We start from the raw sequence: 15,913 nt of genomic DNA on the forward strand, positions 1-15,913 counted from the left end.
TTCCATCTCAACGGATCAGGTTTGCCTTGAAAAAGCCAAGCCCCAATCCGAAACCTTTCGGTTTGTCCTCCAGATAAGTGAGGGCAAGCTCAAAATCCATCAGTCCCTCCTGCTCGATCACATCGCAGGACAATTGCCCTTGTCGCTGCTCCAGGTAGCGAGCATGAATCTGCTGCTTATTTTCGCCCAGAAAGGTAACGATTTCGCTGAGCACATGATCCCGCCACTCATCCTTATGGCTCTGTGGCACTGAGGTATCAGCCAAGGCTGCGGATCTCAACTTCAGGCTCGACGCTAGCGGCGACGGACAGCCAGTTTCCTAGCTTTGAAAGCTGATCGCAGCCATCACTTGCAGCGCCGAGCACCAACACCAGCCGATGCCACCCGGGTGATTCACCACGGTGAGAGCTTTGCGGATGGGACGGGCACGGTGATGCCGCCGATTTACTCCACATCGACGTTTGCTCATGGCAACTCCGGTGGTTTCGATTACACACGCTCTGGCAATCCCAACTTCCGCATCCTTGAGAGCGTGCTCGCTTCGGTTGAGCACTGCAACCACGCCACGGTGTTTGGCTCAGGAGTGAGCGCGATCACAGCGATTGCATCCGGTCTCAGCCAAGGGGATCTGGTGCTCTGTGAGGAAAACCTCTACGGCTGCACGGTGCGGCTGTTTGAACAGGTGTTCGCCAAATTCGGTGTCCGCACCGAGTGGGTGGATTTCACATCACCTGAGGCCGTCTCCAGCATCGCGGCTCGAAAGCCCGCGATGGTCTGGCTGGAGAGTCCCACCAACCCGCTGCTCAAGGTGATCAACCTGAAACAGGTCTGCGCGGCAGCCGCGGCCGTCGATGTTCCCGTGGTGGTGGATAACACCTTCGCCACCGCCCTTGTGCAACGGCCCTTGCAGCTTGGGGCCACCCTTTCACTGACCAGCACGACCAAATACATCAACGGACACTCCGATGCCCTCGGCGGTGCGGTCTGCACCGACGATCCGGCCTGGCACCAAAAGATGGTGTTTGCCCAGAAAGCTTTGGGCCTGCAGCCTTCCCCGTTTGATTGCTGGCTGATCACACGCGGCATCAAGACCCTGCCTCTGCGGCTCAGACAACAGATGGCCAACGCAGCCGCGTTGGCTGATCAGCTCGCTCACCATGCCCAGGTGAATTGGGTGCGCTATCCCCATCGCCCGGATCACCCCCAACACTCGCTGGCGATGCAGCAGATGAGTGGCGGTGGCGCCATCGTCACGATTGGAGTCGAAGCCAGTCGCGAGCGGGCTTATGCCATGTGCAAGGCGCTGCAGTGGTTCACCATGGCCGAAAGCCTCGGAGGCGTGGAAAGCCTGATCTGCCACCCGGCCACGATGACGCACGCTTCGGTGTCCACAGAGGTCAAGCAGAAACTGGGCATCAGCGATGGCCTGATCCGTCTGTCCGTGGGCTGTGAAGACGCCGCGGATCTGCTCGCGGATCTCGAACAGGCACTTTGCTTGCTCCGATGAGTTCACGTGACCTGCTGCACGATCCCTGCTGGCAAGGCAGCGATCTCGGCCATCCTCTTCCTGATGCCACCCATGCCGTCTCGGTCGCCCTGCCGCGATGGAGCGATGTCATCGCTTATGAGGAGCAGGATCCCGCTTGCCGAGAAGCGTTGCGGGCGGTTTATCCGCGATTCGGTCAACATCCGCTTGTGGCGCAGTTGGCAAAGCTTTCGCTGCAGGTCTCCGGCCTCACCCTCTCCAAAGGAACCAGCAGCTGGCCGTATCCGAACCGCTCGGCGGCAGAAGCCGCTCTCGCCCACTGCCGCAGAACAAGGCCTGCGGCAGAAACGCAACTCAGCGCAATCGGTGAACTGACCTGCCTGATTGCCGAACCAGCCAGCACTCCTGCCGCGAAGGCTTTCTGGCAGCACACCGGCCTTGGAGCATCCTCCAGGCTGGCGGCCATCGCCCTTGGTCAGGAGCAGAGCGACTGCGGTTCCGCAGCAGAGAATGCCCGCAGCAATGTGATTGGGAGGCTGGCTCGGATTTATCGCTGCGAGCGAGATGCGATCAGCCTCCACCCCTCAGGGATGTCGGCTCTGCACAGAGCACTCCAACTGATCTCGACCATTCGGCCCAACAGGCCCGTGTTGCAGATCGGTTTCCCCTATGTCGATGTGCTCAAGCTGCCCCAGGTGGTGTTCAACGGAGCCGAACTCCTGCTGGAGGACAGTGCAGCCAGTGTGGGCGCAGCTCTCGAGCGCCTGCAACCGTCGGCAGTGGTGGTGGAGCTGCCTAGCAATCCCCTGCTGCGCTGCATTGATCTGCCAACGATTGCCAGTCTTGCCCACCGGCAGGGCATCCCCGTGATCGCCGACGACACCATTGGATCTGGGGTCAATATCGACGCGTTGCGCCACGCCGATCTGGTCTTCAGCTCACTCACCAAAAGTTTCGCCGGCCGTGGCGATGTTCTGGCCGGAAGCCTGGTGCTGAGTCCCCACTCCTCGTGGAGAGATCAGCTCGCTGCATCAGCTCGCTGCCGGCAACCACTGGCGGAGCTTGCCGACAGCGATGTCATCGCCCTCGACCAAGGCAGTGAAGACGTGGTCGAACGGGTGCATCGGCTCAATCGCAACACGCTGTTCCTGGCTGAACATCTCCGCGACCACCCCGCCGTGGAGAAGGTGTTCCATCCGGGTGAATGCGAGAACTTCAAGGCTTTGCAGCGGCCGGGTGCAGGCCATGGCTGTCTGCTGTCCTTTGAACTGAAAGGAGGAACTCGCTCGGCGCAGAAGGTCTACGACGCACTGGCGGTCTGCAAGGGCCCAAGTCTCGGTACCGCCTTCACCCTGGTCTGCCCCTACGTGCTTCTTGCTCATTACGACGAGCTGGTCTGGGCGGAAGGCTGCGATGTGCCATCCCATCTGCTGCGCGTCTCCGTGGGACTTGAGGAGCAACAGGATCTTTGGAAGCGATTCCTGCTGGCTCTGGACTCGGCATGAGCGGAAAACTGGCTTGATGAAGGCGAAGTTGCTGCCTGCTGGATTGACAGAGTTTGAACAAGCTCTTAAGAGCCAGGCACCTGAGTGAGAGTCTCCCTAAATTGCAAAAATTGGCCATTTTTTCGACTCACTCATGTCTCGCGTTTACGCCGATAACAGCCAGGCCATCGGTAATACACCCCTGGTGCGTCTGAACCATGTCACCAAAGACTGCAAAGCCACCGTTCTCGCCAAGATCGAAGGACGCAACCCCGCCTACAGCGTGAAGTGCCGCATCGGCGCCAACATGATCTGGGACGCTGAAAAGCGTGGTGAACTCACCGAAGGCAAGGTGATCGTTGAGCCCACATCAGGCAATACCGGCGTTGCTCTCGCCTTCACAGCCGCCGCTCGCGGTTACAAGCTCGTGCTCACGATGCCCGAGTCGATGTCGATCGAACGTCGCCGCGTGATGGCCGTTCTCGGCGCTGAAATCGTGCTCACCGAAGCCGCCAAAGGCATGCCTGGCGCCATCGCCAAAGCCAAGGAGATCGCCGCCAGCGACCCCGGCAAATACTTCATGCCCGGGCAGTTTGAAAATCCCGCCAACCCGGAGATTCACGAGAAGACCACTGGTCCTGAGATCTGGAACGACTGCGAAGGCGCCATCGACGTTCTGGTGGCCGGCGTGGGTACCGGCGGCACCATCACTGGCGTGTCCCGTTACATCAAGAACGGCAAAGGCAAGGCGATTGAGTCGGTTGCCGTGGAGCCCAGCCACAGCCCGGTGATCACCCAGACCATGAACGGCGAGGAAGTCAAGCCAGGCCCCCACAAGATCCAAGGCATCGGCGCCGGCTTCATTCCCAAGAACCTCGACCTCTCCGTGGTCGACAAGGTGGAACAGGTCACCAACGACGAGTCCGTTGAGATGGCTCTTCGTCTGGCCAAGGAAGAGGGCCTGCTGGTGGGCATCTCCTGCGGGGCCGCAGCTGCCGCCGCCATTCGTCTGGCCAAGCAAGATGCTTACGCCGGCAAGACCATCGTGGTGGTTCTTCCCGATCTGGCTGAGCGCTACCTGTCTTCAGTGATGTTCGCCGACGTTCCCACAGGGATCATCGAGCAACCCGTGACAGCCTGACCCAAAGCGTTGACATCGCCTTCAGCCCCGGAACTCCGGGGCTTTTTTGATGCCGAGCCGCTCAGCCATCCACTGGCGGCGTCACACCAGGAATCACAGCATCCGGAGCGATCCACATCGCATCACCGTAGGAATAGAAGCGATAGGCCTCCTGAATGGCGATCCCATAAAGCGCAAGCAACCTGCTGCGTCCGATCAGAGCGCTGACCAGAAGCAGCAGCGAGCTCTTGGGCAGATGAAAGTTGGTCAGCAGACCTTGCACCACTTGGAAACAAAAGCCGGGCTGGATCACCAGATCAACGGGTCCCCGCAGAGGTTGCAGGCTGCCGCCCCCTGCCGCCGCAGCTCCCTCCAGAGCCCGCACACTCGTGGTGCCCACGGCAATCACACGTCCTCCGCGCTGCCGGCACGCAACGACAGCAGCCACCAGCTCTGGAGTGACCTCCACCCATTCGCTGTGCAAACTCAGATCCGTGAGATCTTCAGTCTCCACAGGCCGGAATGTGCCTAACCCCACGTGCAACGTCACCGTGGCCAGTTGAACGCCGCGGCCGAGGATCGCCTTGAGGAGCTCATCACTGAGGTGCAAGCCCGCGGTTGGTGCAGCAACCGCTCCTGGCCTGGAGGCGTAGCGAGTTTGATAACGCTCCTGATCCGATTCGTCGTGACGCGTGATGTAGGGCGGTAACGGCACTTCGCCGTAGCGCTCGAGCAGCGTTTCGATCGCTGCAGCATCGAAGAAAGCGGCAGGGAACTGGATGATGCGACCGCCACTGGCACCATCAGCGGTCAACACCTGCAGAGGAATGGGCTCCTGCTCAAGGGCTTCAAGCCAGACCTGATCGCCAGGCTTCAATTTCTTGGCGGGTCTTGCCAGACAGAGCCAGCGGCCTTCGCCGCGAGGCTCCAACACCAGAAGCTCGGCAAGTCCACCACCTGAACGCCGAACCCTCAGGCGCGCCCGCAGAACCCGGGTGTCGTTGACCACCAGCAGGTCGCCAGAACGGAGCTGATCCTGCCAATCCCACACCTGGCGATGCATGAGTTCCGTCACGGGTCGCTTCATGGGGGGGGCCATCAGCAGTCGTGCTGCATGGCGTGGCTCCACAGGTGCCTGCGCGATGCGCTCTTCGGGCAGGCGGTAGTCGTAGGAGCTGAGCTGAAGATCCCTTGGATCCACCACAACGCTTGAACGTGATTAATCCATGCTGCCTGAGGGCAACGTCCTTCCTTTGGTTGCCAAGCGGGGGATGAAATAGCGCACAATCGAGAACACTCGGCTCTGGTCGGTGGAGAGCGCCTCGAACAGGCTGCGAGCCCTCTGGTTGAGTAGTGCCACATCCAGTCGGTCCCTGGGAATGGCCACAGGCATGACCACCGTGGTGGTGCGCTCAGGATGCCGTTGCTCCTGCTCCATCACGAAGTCACAGAAGGGATCCAGCAATGAACTGTATGGGCTGTCAAGCAGCACCAGCTCAAGAGCGCCGGTGTCGGTACCCGCGTAGCGATCCCACAGTTGGCTGAGCTGACCGGCGTCTTCTTCCTTCTGCACCACCATCACCGCCGTGACCGAATCGGCGAACGAACAGGCGTAGCGCAGCGCCTCAAACGACGGTTGCATCACGCTCGCAACCCAGACAATCGCATGGTGCCCGGTGGGTGGATCACGGGGAATCAGCTTCAGTGACGATCCTTCAGGGTCGAGAGCGAGGGCAGCGAAGATCTCGCGGTAGCGGCGACGGATCAAGGCCAGTCCCCACACCAGCAGAGGAATGGCGATCACCACAGTCCAGGCCCCCTCATCAAATTTGCTCACCACGATCACCACCAGCACCACGAAGGTGGTGAGCGATCCGAGCGCATTCATGGCCATCCGCCCGCGCCAGCCCTCTCCACGCCGCTTCCACCAGCGACACACCAGACCCAGCTGCGACAACGTGAAGGCTGTGAACACCCCAAGGGCGTACAGATTGACCGCCACGGTGGTGTCACCCCGGCAAATCACGATGATCAGCGCCGTGATCACGACCAGCACACCGATCCCGTTCTGGTAAACAAGCCGATCACCCAGCAGCTTCATCTGCACGGGCAAGCATTGGTCTTCCGCCAGCATTGCCGCCAGACGGGGGAATCCGGAGAAGGCCGTGTTCGCTGCCAACACCAGAATCAGCAGTGTTGAGATTTGCAGAGTCCAGTACAGAACGCTGCCATCGCCAAACACGCGCTGACCGATCTGAGCCAACACGGTGATCTCGGGATTGGGTGCGACTCCATACATGAAGCCCATGGTGCTGACCGCAAGGAACATCGCCGACAGCAAAACACCCATCACCAGAAGGGTTTTGCGAGCATTCACGGGAGCAGGCTCCTGGAACACCTGAACACCGTTGGCGATGGCTTCGATTCCAGTCATCGCTGAACAGCCGGAGCTGAATGCCCGGAGCATCAGAAACAAACCGATCGGCTGCAGCGCAGCCGTGAGCGGAGGGGCATCGGGAGTCCAGCCGTGATGGAAGGTGAGGTCCTTGAGCCCAGCAACCGTGAGCAGAACAATCATCACCACGAAGGCATAGGTGGGAACCGAGAACACACGCCCCGCTTCCTTCACCCCGCGCAGGTTGGCCCAGCCCACGAGCACGAGCATCAACAGAGCGATCGGAACCTCGTAGGCCAACAACGATGGATCCAGTGACGACAGCGCCTGGGTGCCCGCCATCAGGCTGACCGCTGCCGTGAGGGTGTAGTCGATCAGCAACGCAGCGGCTGCCACCAATCCCACGTTGCGTCCGAGATTGTCGCGAGCCACGACGTAGGAACCGCCACCCTTGGGATAGGCCGAGATCGCCTGCCGGTACGACAGCACCACGATCGTGATCAAGGCGATGATCGCCACGGTGATGGGCAGCGACAGCCGCAGAGCGGCGCTGCCTCCCAGAATCAGAATTCCAAGCGCCGCTTCCGTGGCATAGGCCACGGATGACAGAGCATCCGAGGAGAGGATGGGCAGCGCCTGGAGATTGGGGAGTCGCTCATCCTTGGCACTGGAACGCGGCAGGGGACGACCCAGCAGTCGTGAGAAGGACGGAACTGACACAGGGCGACCACCACCACGTCAAGAGTGGCAAGGTTCCCTGAGCTCGGCAGCTGAGTGTCTTCCCCTGACCTGATTTCAGATCGCCAAACTCTCGGGACGGGTTTCAATCAATTCGGCCAGATCCTTGAGGAAGGCGGCACCATCGGCGCCATAAATCACACGGTGGTCCGCCGTGAGATTCACCTGCATCTGCCGCTTCACAGCGATGGACCCATCCTTTCCAGCCACAACGGCAGGTCTTGAAGCCGCCACGGCGAGGATCGCACCGGTGCCGGGAGGAAGGATGGCATCGAAGCGATCCACCCCGAACATGCCGAGATTGGAGAGGGTGAAGGTTCCGGTGCTGTACTCCTCGGGCTGCAGCTGTTTGCTGCGCGAGCGCTTCACCAGATCCCCCCACTGACGAGAGAGCTCATACAGATCGGTTCGATCGGCCTGACGCAGCACGGGTGTGATCAAACCACCGTCTTCCATCGCCACGGCAACAGCCACATTCACATCAGCGGGATAGGTCATCCCAGCAGCGGTGGTTGCAGCATTCACCTGCGGATGCCGGGCCAGGATGACGGCCACGGCCTTCGCCAACAGGGCCGTCATCGTGACGCCCTTGGGCTTCACCTGTTTGTAGAAGGCATCGAGTCGATCAGTGGTGATCGTGTAACCCACCCGGAAACAGGGGACAGCGAGGCTGGCTTCCATATTGCGGTTCACCGCTCCCTGAAGCGTGTTGAAGGGCACGGTGTCGCCAGGGCGACCAAAGCTGTTGCCGGCCGGGGAGCTCGGAGCCTTGGCGGCACTCTCAGCTCCGGCGCTCACGGCAGCGGCGGTTCCTTCCCCGACCAGGGGCACACTGATGGGACGCCCCGCGGCGCGCTCCACGTCTTCAGCCTGAATTCGCCCGTTAGGACCAGTGCCGCGAATCCCGGCGAGGTCGACGCCCATCTGAGAGGCCAGCTTCTTGGCCCTGGGACTGGCGATCAATCGACCATTGCTTGGTGGCGCAGCCACCGGAGCAGGAGGTGTGACAGGTGCAGGTTGAGCTGCAGCTGGGGATGGGGCTGTTGGAGCGGGTGCCGTTGGAGCAGGTGCCGTTGGAGCAGCCTGTGCTGGCGCGGGTGCTGTGGCTGCTGGCGGTGATGCTGCAGGCGCTGTGGCTGCTGGAGCCGACCCACCAGCCGACGGTGCCTTGGCCTGTGCCTCGGCAAGCTCAGCCTCGGTCTCCACGATCAAACCAATGGTCTCGCCCACAGGAGCCGTGCTGCCCGCGGGCATCAGCACAGCTGCGAGGTAACCCTCATTGAAGGATTCGACATCCATGTCGGCCTTGTCGGACTCAACCACGAGCACAGACTCGCCGCGGCCCACCTTGTCACCAGGGTTTTTGAGCCACTCGACGATTTTCCCCTCCGTCATCGTGGAGCTGAGGGCAGGCATGAAGATGTCGTGAGTCGCCATCTAGTCCTAATCGCAACGGTTTTAAGGATGCTGTCCAACCGAATGTCCAACGGTTGTTCAACTGCTCTTTAACCGTAATTCAGCACCTACCAGCATTTCCACCCCTGAATGTCGGTGTCCTGAAGCACAAAAAAACGGGATGGTTTCTCGCTCCATCCCGTCACCCCCTGATCGGTGTGTTCCCGTTTCCGTCAGCACCCTCCTCACCTGAACTCACGGAGTGTTGTGTTTCGCAGAGAGACACAACGTCGTCAAAGACACCGTTGTGAAAAACAGTTCTGAAAAGCAGTTCTGCAGGTCACAAAACCCAGGGTTCTGTACCTGGCCCCTGAACAGAGAAAAACCCCCGAAGTTCCCACTCCACAGGGGCCGAAAACCTCTTTTCATGACTCGGCAGCACCACCCTCTTCCTGAATGGCCGGAGCAGGGAGCAGGAGAACCGACAGGAATGGTGCGGATGTCCTCAGGGTTCTGCCATCTGCACCCATAAAGAAAGGGGCATTTCTGCCCCCTCCTACCCATGAGAACTCTGTCCTCTCCAGAAGGGCAGGTGTTCCTCGGGTCTGAGTGATTTCTAAACGAACCCAACCGAGACAAATCCTCTGAGCAATACAAATCAAAGAATCGACGCAAAAGGAAACCTCATGGTTCTGCGTCAAGCCCCCACTTCGCAGGAACGCTCCGAACCCCCTTCCCAAGCAGGTCCAGACCTGGAACTTCCGCATCCACCCTGCGAAGGCGCTGAAGGATCGCTTTTCGACTCATCCAGGTCTTGTTGATGGCGCGCAATTTCCAGATGCCTACAACACAGGTATAGTCGTATCAATACCGATGTTCTCCTGTGGCAAGACCAGGTGCCTTTGCTGCCAATTTCACTCCAGGCACTCTGAATCGCTTCAGAGACCTCTGCAAGCAGCAGGGAAAGCAATACACGAAGGTGCTGGAACGACTAGCAGAGGTTTATCTGGAAACAGGAGGCGCAGTGCTGGATAGCCCTGTTCCCTCCCCAGAAAATCGAACCAACGAGTTACCTGCCTCAAGCAGCATCAACTCCAGACGCAGCACGATTGAGGAAGTCCTGGATCGGTTGACGAATATTGAGTCCAACGACCAGGAGTTCGTCAGTGCTTTTGAGATGTTGATCCATCGGGTGGAATCACTGGAAAATCAGGTCACCTGCAAAGACCTTGAGAAGAGGGTTGGACACCTGGAAAAGGCAGTCCAATACAGGATGGGGAAATCAAAGGATTAAACCCTCAAAACATATTCAAGTGATCTTCAGGCTTAACCACTTTCCGGTGCATGCCAAGCTCCTCAACATTGAGCAAGTGATTCAACTTGCAGTAAATCCTTTCAATGTCTGCTTCAGAGCTTCCAACATTGTCAGCAATCAACCGGATACGAACACCGCTCAGGAGCTGATGCGTGATGTGAGTTGAACGCAAGGAGTGCAAGGTGAATCTCCTGAAGTCAGTCGGCGTTCTGCCATGACGGGGGAATTTGAAGACCATTGCCGATTCAACCAATGATTGATACTTCTTACGTATTTGCTCTGACGAATACGGAGACGTCGTCCAACGGACCTGATCTAATTTATCTTCCGCCTCAAACCTCCTCATATTCCTCTTATCTTCTTTGTTAATTCTATGAAAAATCGGATTCAAAAAAAGCAAAGTATCTTTTTCTGGTTCAGGCAAAAAGGGAATTCTCCCCTGAAACCTCCACCGATATTTCTTGATCTCGCCACTTTCCACTAATTGATTATGCTCTTCGATTATTTGATTACGCAGTTTCACGCCTTTCTCAAGATGTGATTTCACGGAGTCAATCCAATATCCATTCATCACGCTGGTTCGGCGTCCCGTTTTCGTTGCTGAACTGACTTCAACAATGCCTTGCAGGCTTCCATCCGGCATTCTCTTTGTATTAACATCTCCAACATGCAGTAGCATTGCTTCGTGATATCTGCCTCCAAAGTGGTACATAAAAAATATCCAATTAAACATCCATCTCCTGCGCCATAAATCTAATTCATCGTCATCGTCCCTCTTCTGCACCCATTCCATAAGCTGGGATTCAACTGCATCCCATTCATCCGGCATGAACGCCGGATTAGCATCGTCCTTATGCTCTTTGCTACTTCTCAGTTTATCAACTTTAGGGACAGACTTTGCATCAAGTACGTCTCTCTCAACCATCCAAATCATCAGATCGTTGAGTGTTGTCAGGTCAGAATTAATTGTCGCAACTGAAAGCCCAGGCGTCGCTGTCTTCCACCTTCCCTTGGTCTCTACATTCCTGTAGTGAACACCATAACTCTCAAAACTCTCCTTTCGAATATCTCCAATATTATTGATGCCAGTTAACTTTGCGAACGGAATAATGCGTTGATGAATTCGCTGGGCATATGTCTTGACTGCACTCTCTTTGATTGTTCCAAGACGTGCTTGCTCTTCTTTCCATGCTAAAAAATGCTTGCAAGCGGTGGAAAACAGAAACTTTCTGTTCCTTGACCTCAGAGGCTGATTAATTGAAGCAGCATATACATCAAGCGCCTTGTCGTGAGCAATCTTGATGTCGGTCGTCCCAAGAGAAATGTTGGAATACTTTTTATCGCCTCTTGGAATACGAAGCGTTAAATATTCACGGTCTGCATACCCGATGATGAATGCCCGTCCATTCAGGGTTTCTTCCTTGAACTGGATTTTCGGCATCAGCGTTGAAATCGCTCATGGATTTTTTGGTTTCCCTCTTCCGCCTCAGAAGGACACAACTTCGCCCAACGCATAAACGGATTACCGACAACTGTTTGGACCTTGGGTTCTCCTGCCGATGCTCCGTCCCGATAGAACACGTCCTGTTCCCAGGCATCACTCCGATCAGGGTTCTTGCTGGTGGCGAATCGTTCTCCCTTGCAATCAGCAAACAACCAGAGGTCTTGAACCGGCGGACCTGCTCGGCCCGATGCCGGTTCATCAACGCATGTCACTGGCGTGGATTTCCAGTTGCAGTTCTGAACCCAGCGCCGCTGCCTGACTTGGACCCTCCACCACCCATCAGACATCCGCTGAGGACGGGACAACTGCTCGGTCTCCACCCGGCACCCTGTTCCACACCCAAAGACCGGAAGGACATGCTCTTGCGGCACCGAGGAAGGGATAGCGGCACTAAGGACCAGAAGCACCAGCGAACTCACCATCTCCAGATCGCTGCGAAGTGCCCAACGTCTTGTCCAGCCACATGAAGACAAACACCGTCAGCTCTGAGATTAGGAGCTGCACTTTGCCTTGTCCAACTCTTGTCCAACCAGCAAAGCTCCTCCAATGACTGAAGTCAGGGAATGTCTTTGGTTGCCAAAACCGTCTCCAGGGGAGCTCACTTGAAAATCCGACGGGCCGGCAGACCGGCCCTCATCAGCACTCAGCCCTGCTCGATCGACTCGATCACACCGTCACGCACCACTACAGCAACCTGCATCTTGCTCACCAGGTTGTCGCCCACCTGAATGTCGCAGAAGCTCTCAAGCTGGCCCTGATCCACGATCTGTTCCATCTCAAGCTCGCGAACCTGAGCCTGCTGCTGAAGCAAATTGCGCTTCTGCTCCTCAAGCTCAGCCCGCTTGGCAGCAACCTGCTGCTGCACCTGAGCAACCTGCTCCTGCACGCGCGGATCAAGAGGATTGGCGCTCTGACGACGAACGTCATCGACAACCTGCTGACCCTCCTGCTCAAGCTGAGCCATTTGCTGATCGGTTGTTGAGATGCCAGCGCTCAACTCACGCTCGGCCTCTTCCTTCCAGGCCGGGGTGACGACGGCACGGATGGTGATGGAACGCTTGATCGACAGAGTGGTGCCGTCGGACATTGGGGCGGGGATGCAGCGCCAAGCGTCTCAGCCCCACGGCGGATGGTCAACCCGACCCTGACAGGAGGGCGATCAACGGCCATACACGCTCTCGATGAATGAGCGATCCCGTTCTGAGATCCGGTCTCGGCGTTGCTTGAGTGTCTGGGTGAGCAGGCCGTTCTCGATCGAGAATGGTTCGACGAGAGCCACACCGGCAAGACGCTCATCAGCCCTGGACCCCGCACGATCCGCCAACAGTCGGTTCAACTCCCCGCGCAGCAGTTTGAGCAAGCGCTGATCACCGGGATGACCGCCCAGGTCTTCACCTGGATCGCAGCCCTGAGAGCTGGCCCAGGCCTTGACCGCATCCGCGCGCGGAACCACCAGGGCCCCCAGTTGACGTTCGTCCTGCCCCACCAGCATCACCTGCTCAATCAGCGGGCTGGAGACCAGAGCCTCCTCAAGCGGCCCCGGCTCGATGTTCTCACCGCTGCTGAGCACGATCGTGTCCTTGGCACGTCCGGTCAGAACCACAGAACCATCCGGGAGAAGCATGCCCAGATCGCCGGTATCAAACCAGCCATCGGCATCCAGCACCTTGGCGGTGGCCTCGGGTTTGCCGAGATAGCCACCCATCACCTGGGGGCCGCGCACCAGCACCACCCCACGTTCACGGAACCCAAGCGGCTTCCTGCTCTCGGCATCAACAATGCGGAACTCGGTGTCCGGGAGGGGCAGACCGGAGCTGCCGCGAATGTTGCGCCAGGGCCGCCGGCAACTCACCACCGGACTGGTTTCCGTAAGGCCGTATCCGACCAGGAGCTCGATTCCCACCGCTTCAAAGAAGGCATCCACATGGGGAGCGATGGCACCTCCTCCATTGATCGGATAGCGCAGTGCTCCGCCACTGAGCTGCTGCCTCAGCTTGGGCCAGATCAGCTTGGAGGCCAGCGCATGGGCTGGCCAGCGACGGCTCGCCTCAGCAGCAGCCCTCAGACGCTCACGCTTGCGCAGCGGCTGAATCATCAGGTCACGGCTACGGCGACGGGCGAGGGTATAGGCCGTGCTGTTGGCCAGGGCCGACCTCAACAGGCGTTGACGCGATGCGGGGAACGTCTTGACAGCATCCTCGAAACCAGCCTGAACCGCTTCCCACAACCTGGGGACCGTGGCCATGATCACCGGCTTGACCCGAGGCAGATCCTTCTTGAGCTGTTTGATCGTGGTGTAACTCTGCGAACAGGCACAGGAGAAGAAGTAGTACTCAGCGCTGCGTTCATAGGAATGCCAGATCGGCAGAACGCTCAGCACCGGTGATCCGGGTTCCGGGCGGGTCACGCAGGCAAGGCTGCGCATCTGATGCAGGAGGTTGGCGTGCGTCAGCGGCACGCCCTTGGGCCGGCCGGTGGTCCCACTCGTGTAGAGGATCGTGGCCGTGGTGGCTGGCGCAGAGGCGCGGTCCCGCCCGGTGATTGCATCCGGTGTCTCCTGTCCATCAGCGAGGGCGAGAAAAGCGTCGAAATCGAGCGCGCCCGCAGGCGCAGACCCCTCGAGCACGAGCACAAAGCGCAAACGCTCCTGCAGCTCCCCCGGCAGCTGTAAACGCTGCAGCAGATCAGCGGTTTGCACCACCAGCGCGACGGCCGAGCAATCCTCGAGGATGTAGCGCAGCTCCTCCACAGGTGCTGCTGCCCCACGCACCGCATCGATGGCACCGGCACGCATCAGACCCTGATCGGCCACCAACCAGCGGGGACTGTTCTCAGCGAAGAGACCCACCACATCGCCGCTGCCGATCTGCAAACTGCGGAATGCGGCAGCGGCCTGATCAATCCGTTCAGCCAGCGCTCGATAGCTGAGCCGTTCCGGGTGAGCGGCATGGGGCGCATCAACCGCCATCACGTCAGCGTGATGCGATTTCAGCCAGGGCCAGACCTGATCCACCCTGCCGAGACTTTGAACATGAGCCTGGCGAGCCAATGCTGCCTGCTCGCGGGACGTTGGTTGCCAGGTGGATTGAGCGGCGGCTGTCACGGAAACGGTCTGTAGTCGCCCAGGCCTATCACCTCAACGCCGCTTCGGCAATCGCAGCTGCTCCCCAGCGCTCTGCTCCCAAACCAGATCAAAACGGGCCGCCAGGGCATCGCGCAGCAGGGGTTGCACGCTCTCGATCTCCAGACCAGGGATCCAGTCACAAAGTCGACCGACCGCTCGTCCTTTGAGTCCACAGGGCACCACGGATTCGAAACCCTCCAGATCGCAGCTCACGTTCAAAGCAAGACCGTGCTGTGTGATCCAGCGACGGCAACCGACACCGATGGCCGCCACCTTCTGCTGATCGAGCCAGACCCCGGTGAGTCCTTCGATCCGTTCCCCCTGCAGGCCGAGACGCTGCAACACATCAATCACCACCTGTTCCAGCTGACGGAGATACCAGTGCAAATCTGTGCGACGACGGCGCAGATCCAGCACCGGGTAAGCCACCAGTTGACCGGGTGCGTGATGCGTCACTTCCCCACCACGATCAATGCGGTGCAGTGGGGCCGGCGGATGCTCCGGATCAAACAGCAGATGGTCTTCACTGGCGCCGCGGCCGAGGGTGTAACAGCCGGGGTGCTGCAGCAGCCAGACCGCTTCAGCCTCAGAAGCGGTTTCTGACTCCAGGAGCAACCGTTCCTGCCAGCAGCGCTGCAGATCCCAGGCCTGCTGAAACGGCACCAGCTGTTCAGGCTGAAAAAGAAATGCCGAAGACCCGGTTCCGGAATCCGACGGCGTCACTAGCTTTCCGTTAGGCGCAGGCACCGGAGGGATGCATGAAGCTTTTGATCCATGGTCGCAATCTGGATGTGACTCCCGCATTACGGGATTACACCGAGACGAAGCTTGATCGGGCGATCCATCACTTCAATGACCTGGTTCAGGAAGCCGATGTCCATCTGTCGGTGGCTCGCAATCCCCGAGTGCCGCAGCAAACGGCCGAGGTGACGGTCTTCGCCAACGGCACAGTGATCCGTGCCCAGGAACGCAGTGAGAATCTCTACGCCAGCATTGACCTGGTGGCAAGCAAGCTGGCACGGCAGCTGCGACGCTTCAAAGAACGCCACAGCGACCACCACCACAGCCCTGGCCACCGGGCCACCGAGACCCCAACCACTGAAGCGGTGCTCGATGACAGCCCCGTGGACGGCTCACTGCTCGAGGGGAAGGAGGCTCAGCTGCCCAGCCCCGGTGTACGGCGCAAGTACTTCGCCATGCCGCCGATGACGCTGGATAACGCTCGCACCCAGCTGGATCTCATCGACCATGACTTCTATCTGTTCCGTGACAGTGAAAGCGGCGAGCTGCAGGTGATTTATCGGCGAAACCACGGCGGCTATGGAGTGATCCAGGCACGCAACTGAACCTTT

General features: G+C 58.9%; 14 protein-coding genes. 5 read left to right on the forward strand and 9 right to left on the reverse strand.

All coding sequences use genetic code 11. The features are described 5' to 3' along the window. Nucleotides 1-7 precede the first annotated feature (7 nt). Nucleotides 8-214: a hypothetical protein gene (locus AC6EI9_RS07235; protein WP_498469807.1), complete on the reverse strand. Its 207-nt coding sequence runs from the start codon at nt 212-214 to the stop codon at nt 8-10. Between the two features lie 135 nt (nt 215-349). Here AC6EI9_RS07235 and AC6EI9_RS07240 point away from each other — a divergent pair, with 135 nt between their 5' ends. The 3 genes from AC6EI9_RS07240 to cysK all read left to right on the forward strand — a co-directional run bounded on the left by AC6EI9_RS07240 (nt 350) and on the right by cysK (nt 4,111). Continuing rightward, entirely contained in the window at nt 350-1,507 is a 1,158-nt protein-coding gene (locus AC6EI9_RS07240; RefSeq protein ID WP_498469808.1) for a trans-sulfuration enzyme family protein, read from the forward strand. Next, the gene (locus AC6EI9_RS07245; protein WP_498469809.1) at nt 1,504-2,991 is read left to right on the forward strand and encodes a PLP-dependent transferase; all 1,488 of its coding nucleotides are present in this window, start codon (nt 1,504-1,506) and stop codon (nt 2,989-2,991) included. The genes AC6EI9_RS07240 and AC6EI9_RS07245 overlap by 4 nt, the downstream gene beginning before the upstream one ends. Nucleotides 2,992-3,124: 133 nt before the next feature. Then, complete coding sequence (gene cysK, locus AC6EI9_RS07250) at nt 3,125-4,111, forward strand: cysteine synthase A (protein ID WP_498469810.1); 987 nt, start codon at nt 3,125-3,127, stop codon at nt 4,109-4,111. A 61-nt stretch (nt 4,112-4,172) separates the two neighbouring features. Here cysK and queA read toward each other — a convergent pair whose 3' ends face one another. The 3 genes from queA to AC6EI9_RS07265 all read right to left on the reverse strand — a co-directional run bounded on the left by queA (nt 4,173) and on the right by AC6EI9_RS07265 (nt 8,660). Further along, a complete protein-coding gene (gene queA, locus AC6EI9_RS07255) occupies nt 4,173-5,294 on the reverse strand; it encodes a tRNA preQ1(34) S-adenosylmethionine ribosyltransferase-isomerase QueA (protein WP_498469811.1) in 1,122 nt (373 codons plus the stop codon). 15 nt (nt 5,295-5,309) lie between these two features. After that, the gene (locus AC6EI9_RS07260) at nt 5,310-7,205 is read right to left on the reverse strand and encodes an APC family permease (protein ID WP_498469812.1); all 1,896 of its coding nucleotides are present in this window, start codon (nt 7,203-7,205) and stop codon (nt 5,310-5,312) included. A 75-nt stretch (nt 7,206-7,280) separates the two neighbouring features. Further along, nucleotides 7,281-8,660 (reverse strand): dihydrolipoamide acetyltransferase family protein, encoded by a 1,380-nt coding sequence (locus tag AC6EI9_RS07265; protein WP_498469813.1) that lies wholly within the window; start codon nt 8,658-8,660, stop codon nt 7,281-7,283. An 841-nt stretch (nt 8,661-9,501) separates the two neighbouring features. On the opposite strand from AC6EI9_RS07265, the gene AC6EI9_RS07270 reads away from it, so the two are divergent. Further along, the gene (locus AC6EI9_RS07270; RefSeq protein WP_498469814.1) at nt 9,502-9,912 is read left to right on the forward strand and encodes a hypothetical protein; all 411 of its coding nucleotides are present in this window, start codon (nt 9,502-9,504) and stop codon (nt 9,910-9,912) included. A gap of 4 nt (nt 9,913-9,916) precedes the next feature. On the opposite strand, the gene AC6EI9_RS07275 is transcribed toward AC6EI9_RS07270, so the two are convergent. From AC6EI9_RS07275 to lipB, 5 genes are all read right to left on the reverse strand, one after another. Beyond that, nucleotides 9,917-11,374: a site-specific integrase gene (locus tag AC6EI9_RS07275; protein WP_498469815.1), complete on the reverse strand. Its 1,458-nt coding sequence runs from the start codon at nt 11,372-11,374 to the stop codon at nt 9,917-9,919. Then, complete coding sequence (locus AC6EI9_RS07280; RefSeq protein WP_498469816.1) at nt 11,374-11,859, reverse strand: mannose-6-phosphate; 486 nt, start codon at nt 11,857-11,859, stop codon at nt 11,374-11,376. Before AC6EI9_RS07280 ends, AC6EI9_RS07275 begins: the two co-directional genes overlap by 1 nt. Nucleotides 11,860-12,080: 221 nt before the next feature. After that, nucleotides 12,081-12,524, reverse strand: a complete 444-nt coding sequence (locus AC6EI9_RS07285) for a YlqD family protein (RefSeq protein WP_498469817.1) — start codon at nt 12,522-12,524, stop codon at nt 12,081-12,083. Nucleotides 12,525-12,596: 72 nt separating this feature from the next. Next, on the reverse strand, nt 12,597-14,540 hold the full coding sequence (locus AC6EI9_RS07290; protein WP_498469818.1) for an AMP-binding protein: 1,944 nt from the start codon (nt 14,538-14,540) through the stop codon (nt 12,597-12,599). A gap of 33 nt (nt 14,541-14,573) precedes the next feature. Beyond that, entirely contained in the window at nt 14,574-15,308 is a 735-nt protein-coding gene (gene lipB / locus AC6EI9_RS07295; RefSeq protein ID WP_498469819.1) for a lipoyl(octanoyl) transferase LipB, read from the reverse strand. Between the two features lie 11 nt (nt 15,309-15,319). Between lipB and hpf the strand changes: the two genes are divergently transcribed. Further along, nucleotides 15,320-15,907: a ribosome hibernation-promoting factor, HPF/YfiA family gene (gene hpf / locus AC6EI9_RS07300; RefSeq protein WP_498469820.1), complete on the forward strand. Its 588-nt coding sequence runs from the start codon at nt 15,320-15,322 to the stop codon at nt 15,905-15,907. Nucleotides 15,908-15,913: the final 6 nt, after the last annotated feature.

This window comes from Synechococcus sp. MIT2312 (genome assembly GCF_059772315.1).

Bases quoted from the DNA above. Each gene is read 5' to 3' on its own strand.
- AC6EI9_RS07275 (WP_498469815.1), bottom strand. From the start codon at position 11,374: ATGCCGAAAATCCAGTTCAAGGAAGAAACCCTGAATGGACGGGCATTC.
- AC6EI9_RS07280 (WP_498469816.1), bottom strand. From the start codon at position 11,859: ATGGTGAGTTCGCTGGTGCTTCTGGTCCTTAGTGCCGCTATCCCTTCC.
- AC6EI9_RS07265 (WP_498469813.1), bottom strand. From the start codon at position 8,660: ATGGCGACTCACGACATCTTCATGCCTGCCCTCAGCTCCACGATGACG.
- AC6EI9_RS07245 (WP_498469809.1), top strand. From the start codon at position 1,504: ATGAGTTCACGTGACCTGCTGCACGATCCCTGCTGGCAAGGCAGCGAT.
- cysK (WP_498469810.1), top strand. From the start codon at position 3,125: ATGTCTCGCGTTTACGCCGATAACAGCCAGGCCATCGGTAATACACCC.
- AC6EI9_RS07285 (WP_498469817.1), bottom strand. From the start codon at position 12,524: ATGTCCGACGGCACCACTCTGTCGATCAAGCGTTCCATCACCATCCGT.
- hpf (WP_498469820.1), top strand. From the start codon at position 15,320: ATGAAGCTTTTGATCCATGGTCGCAATCTGGATGTGACTCCCGCATTA.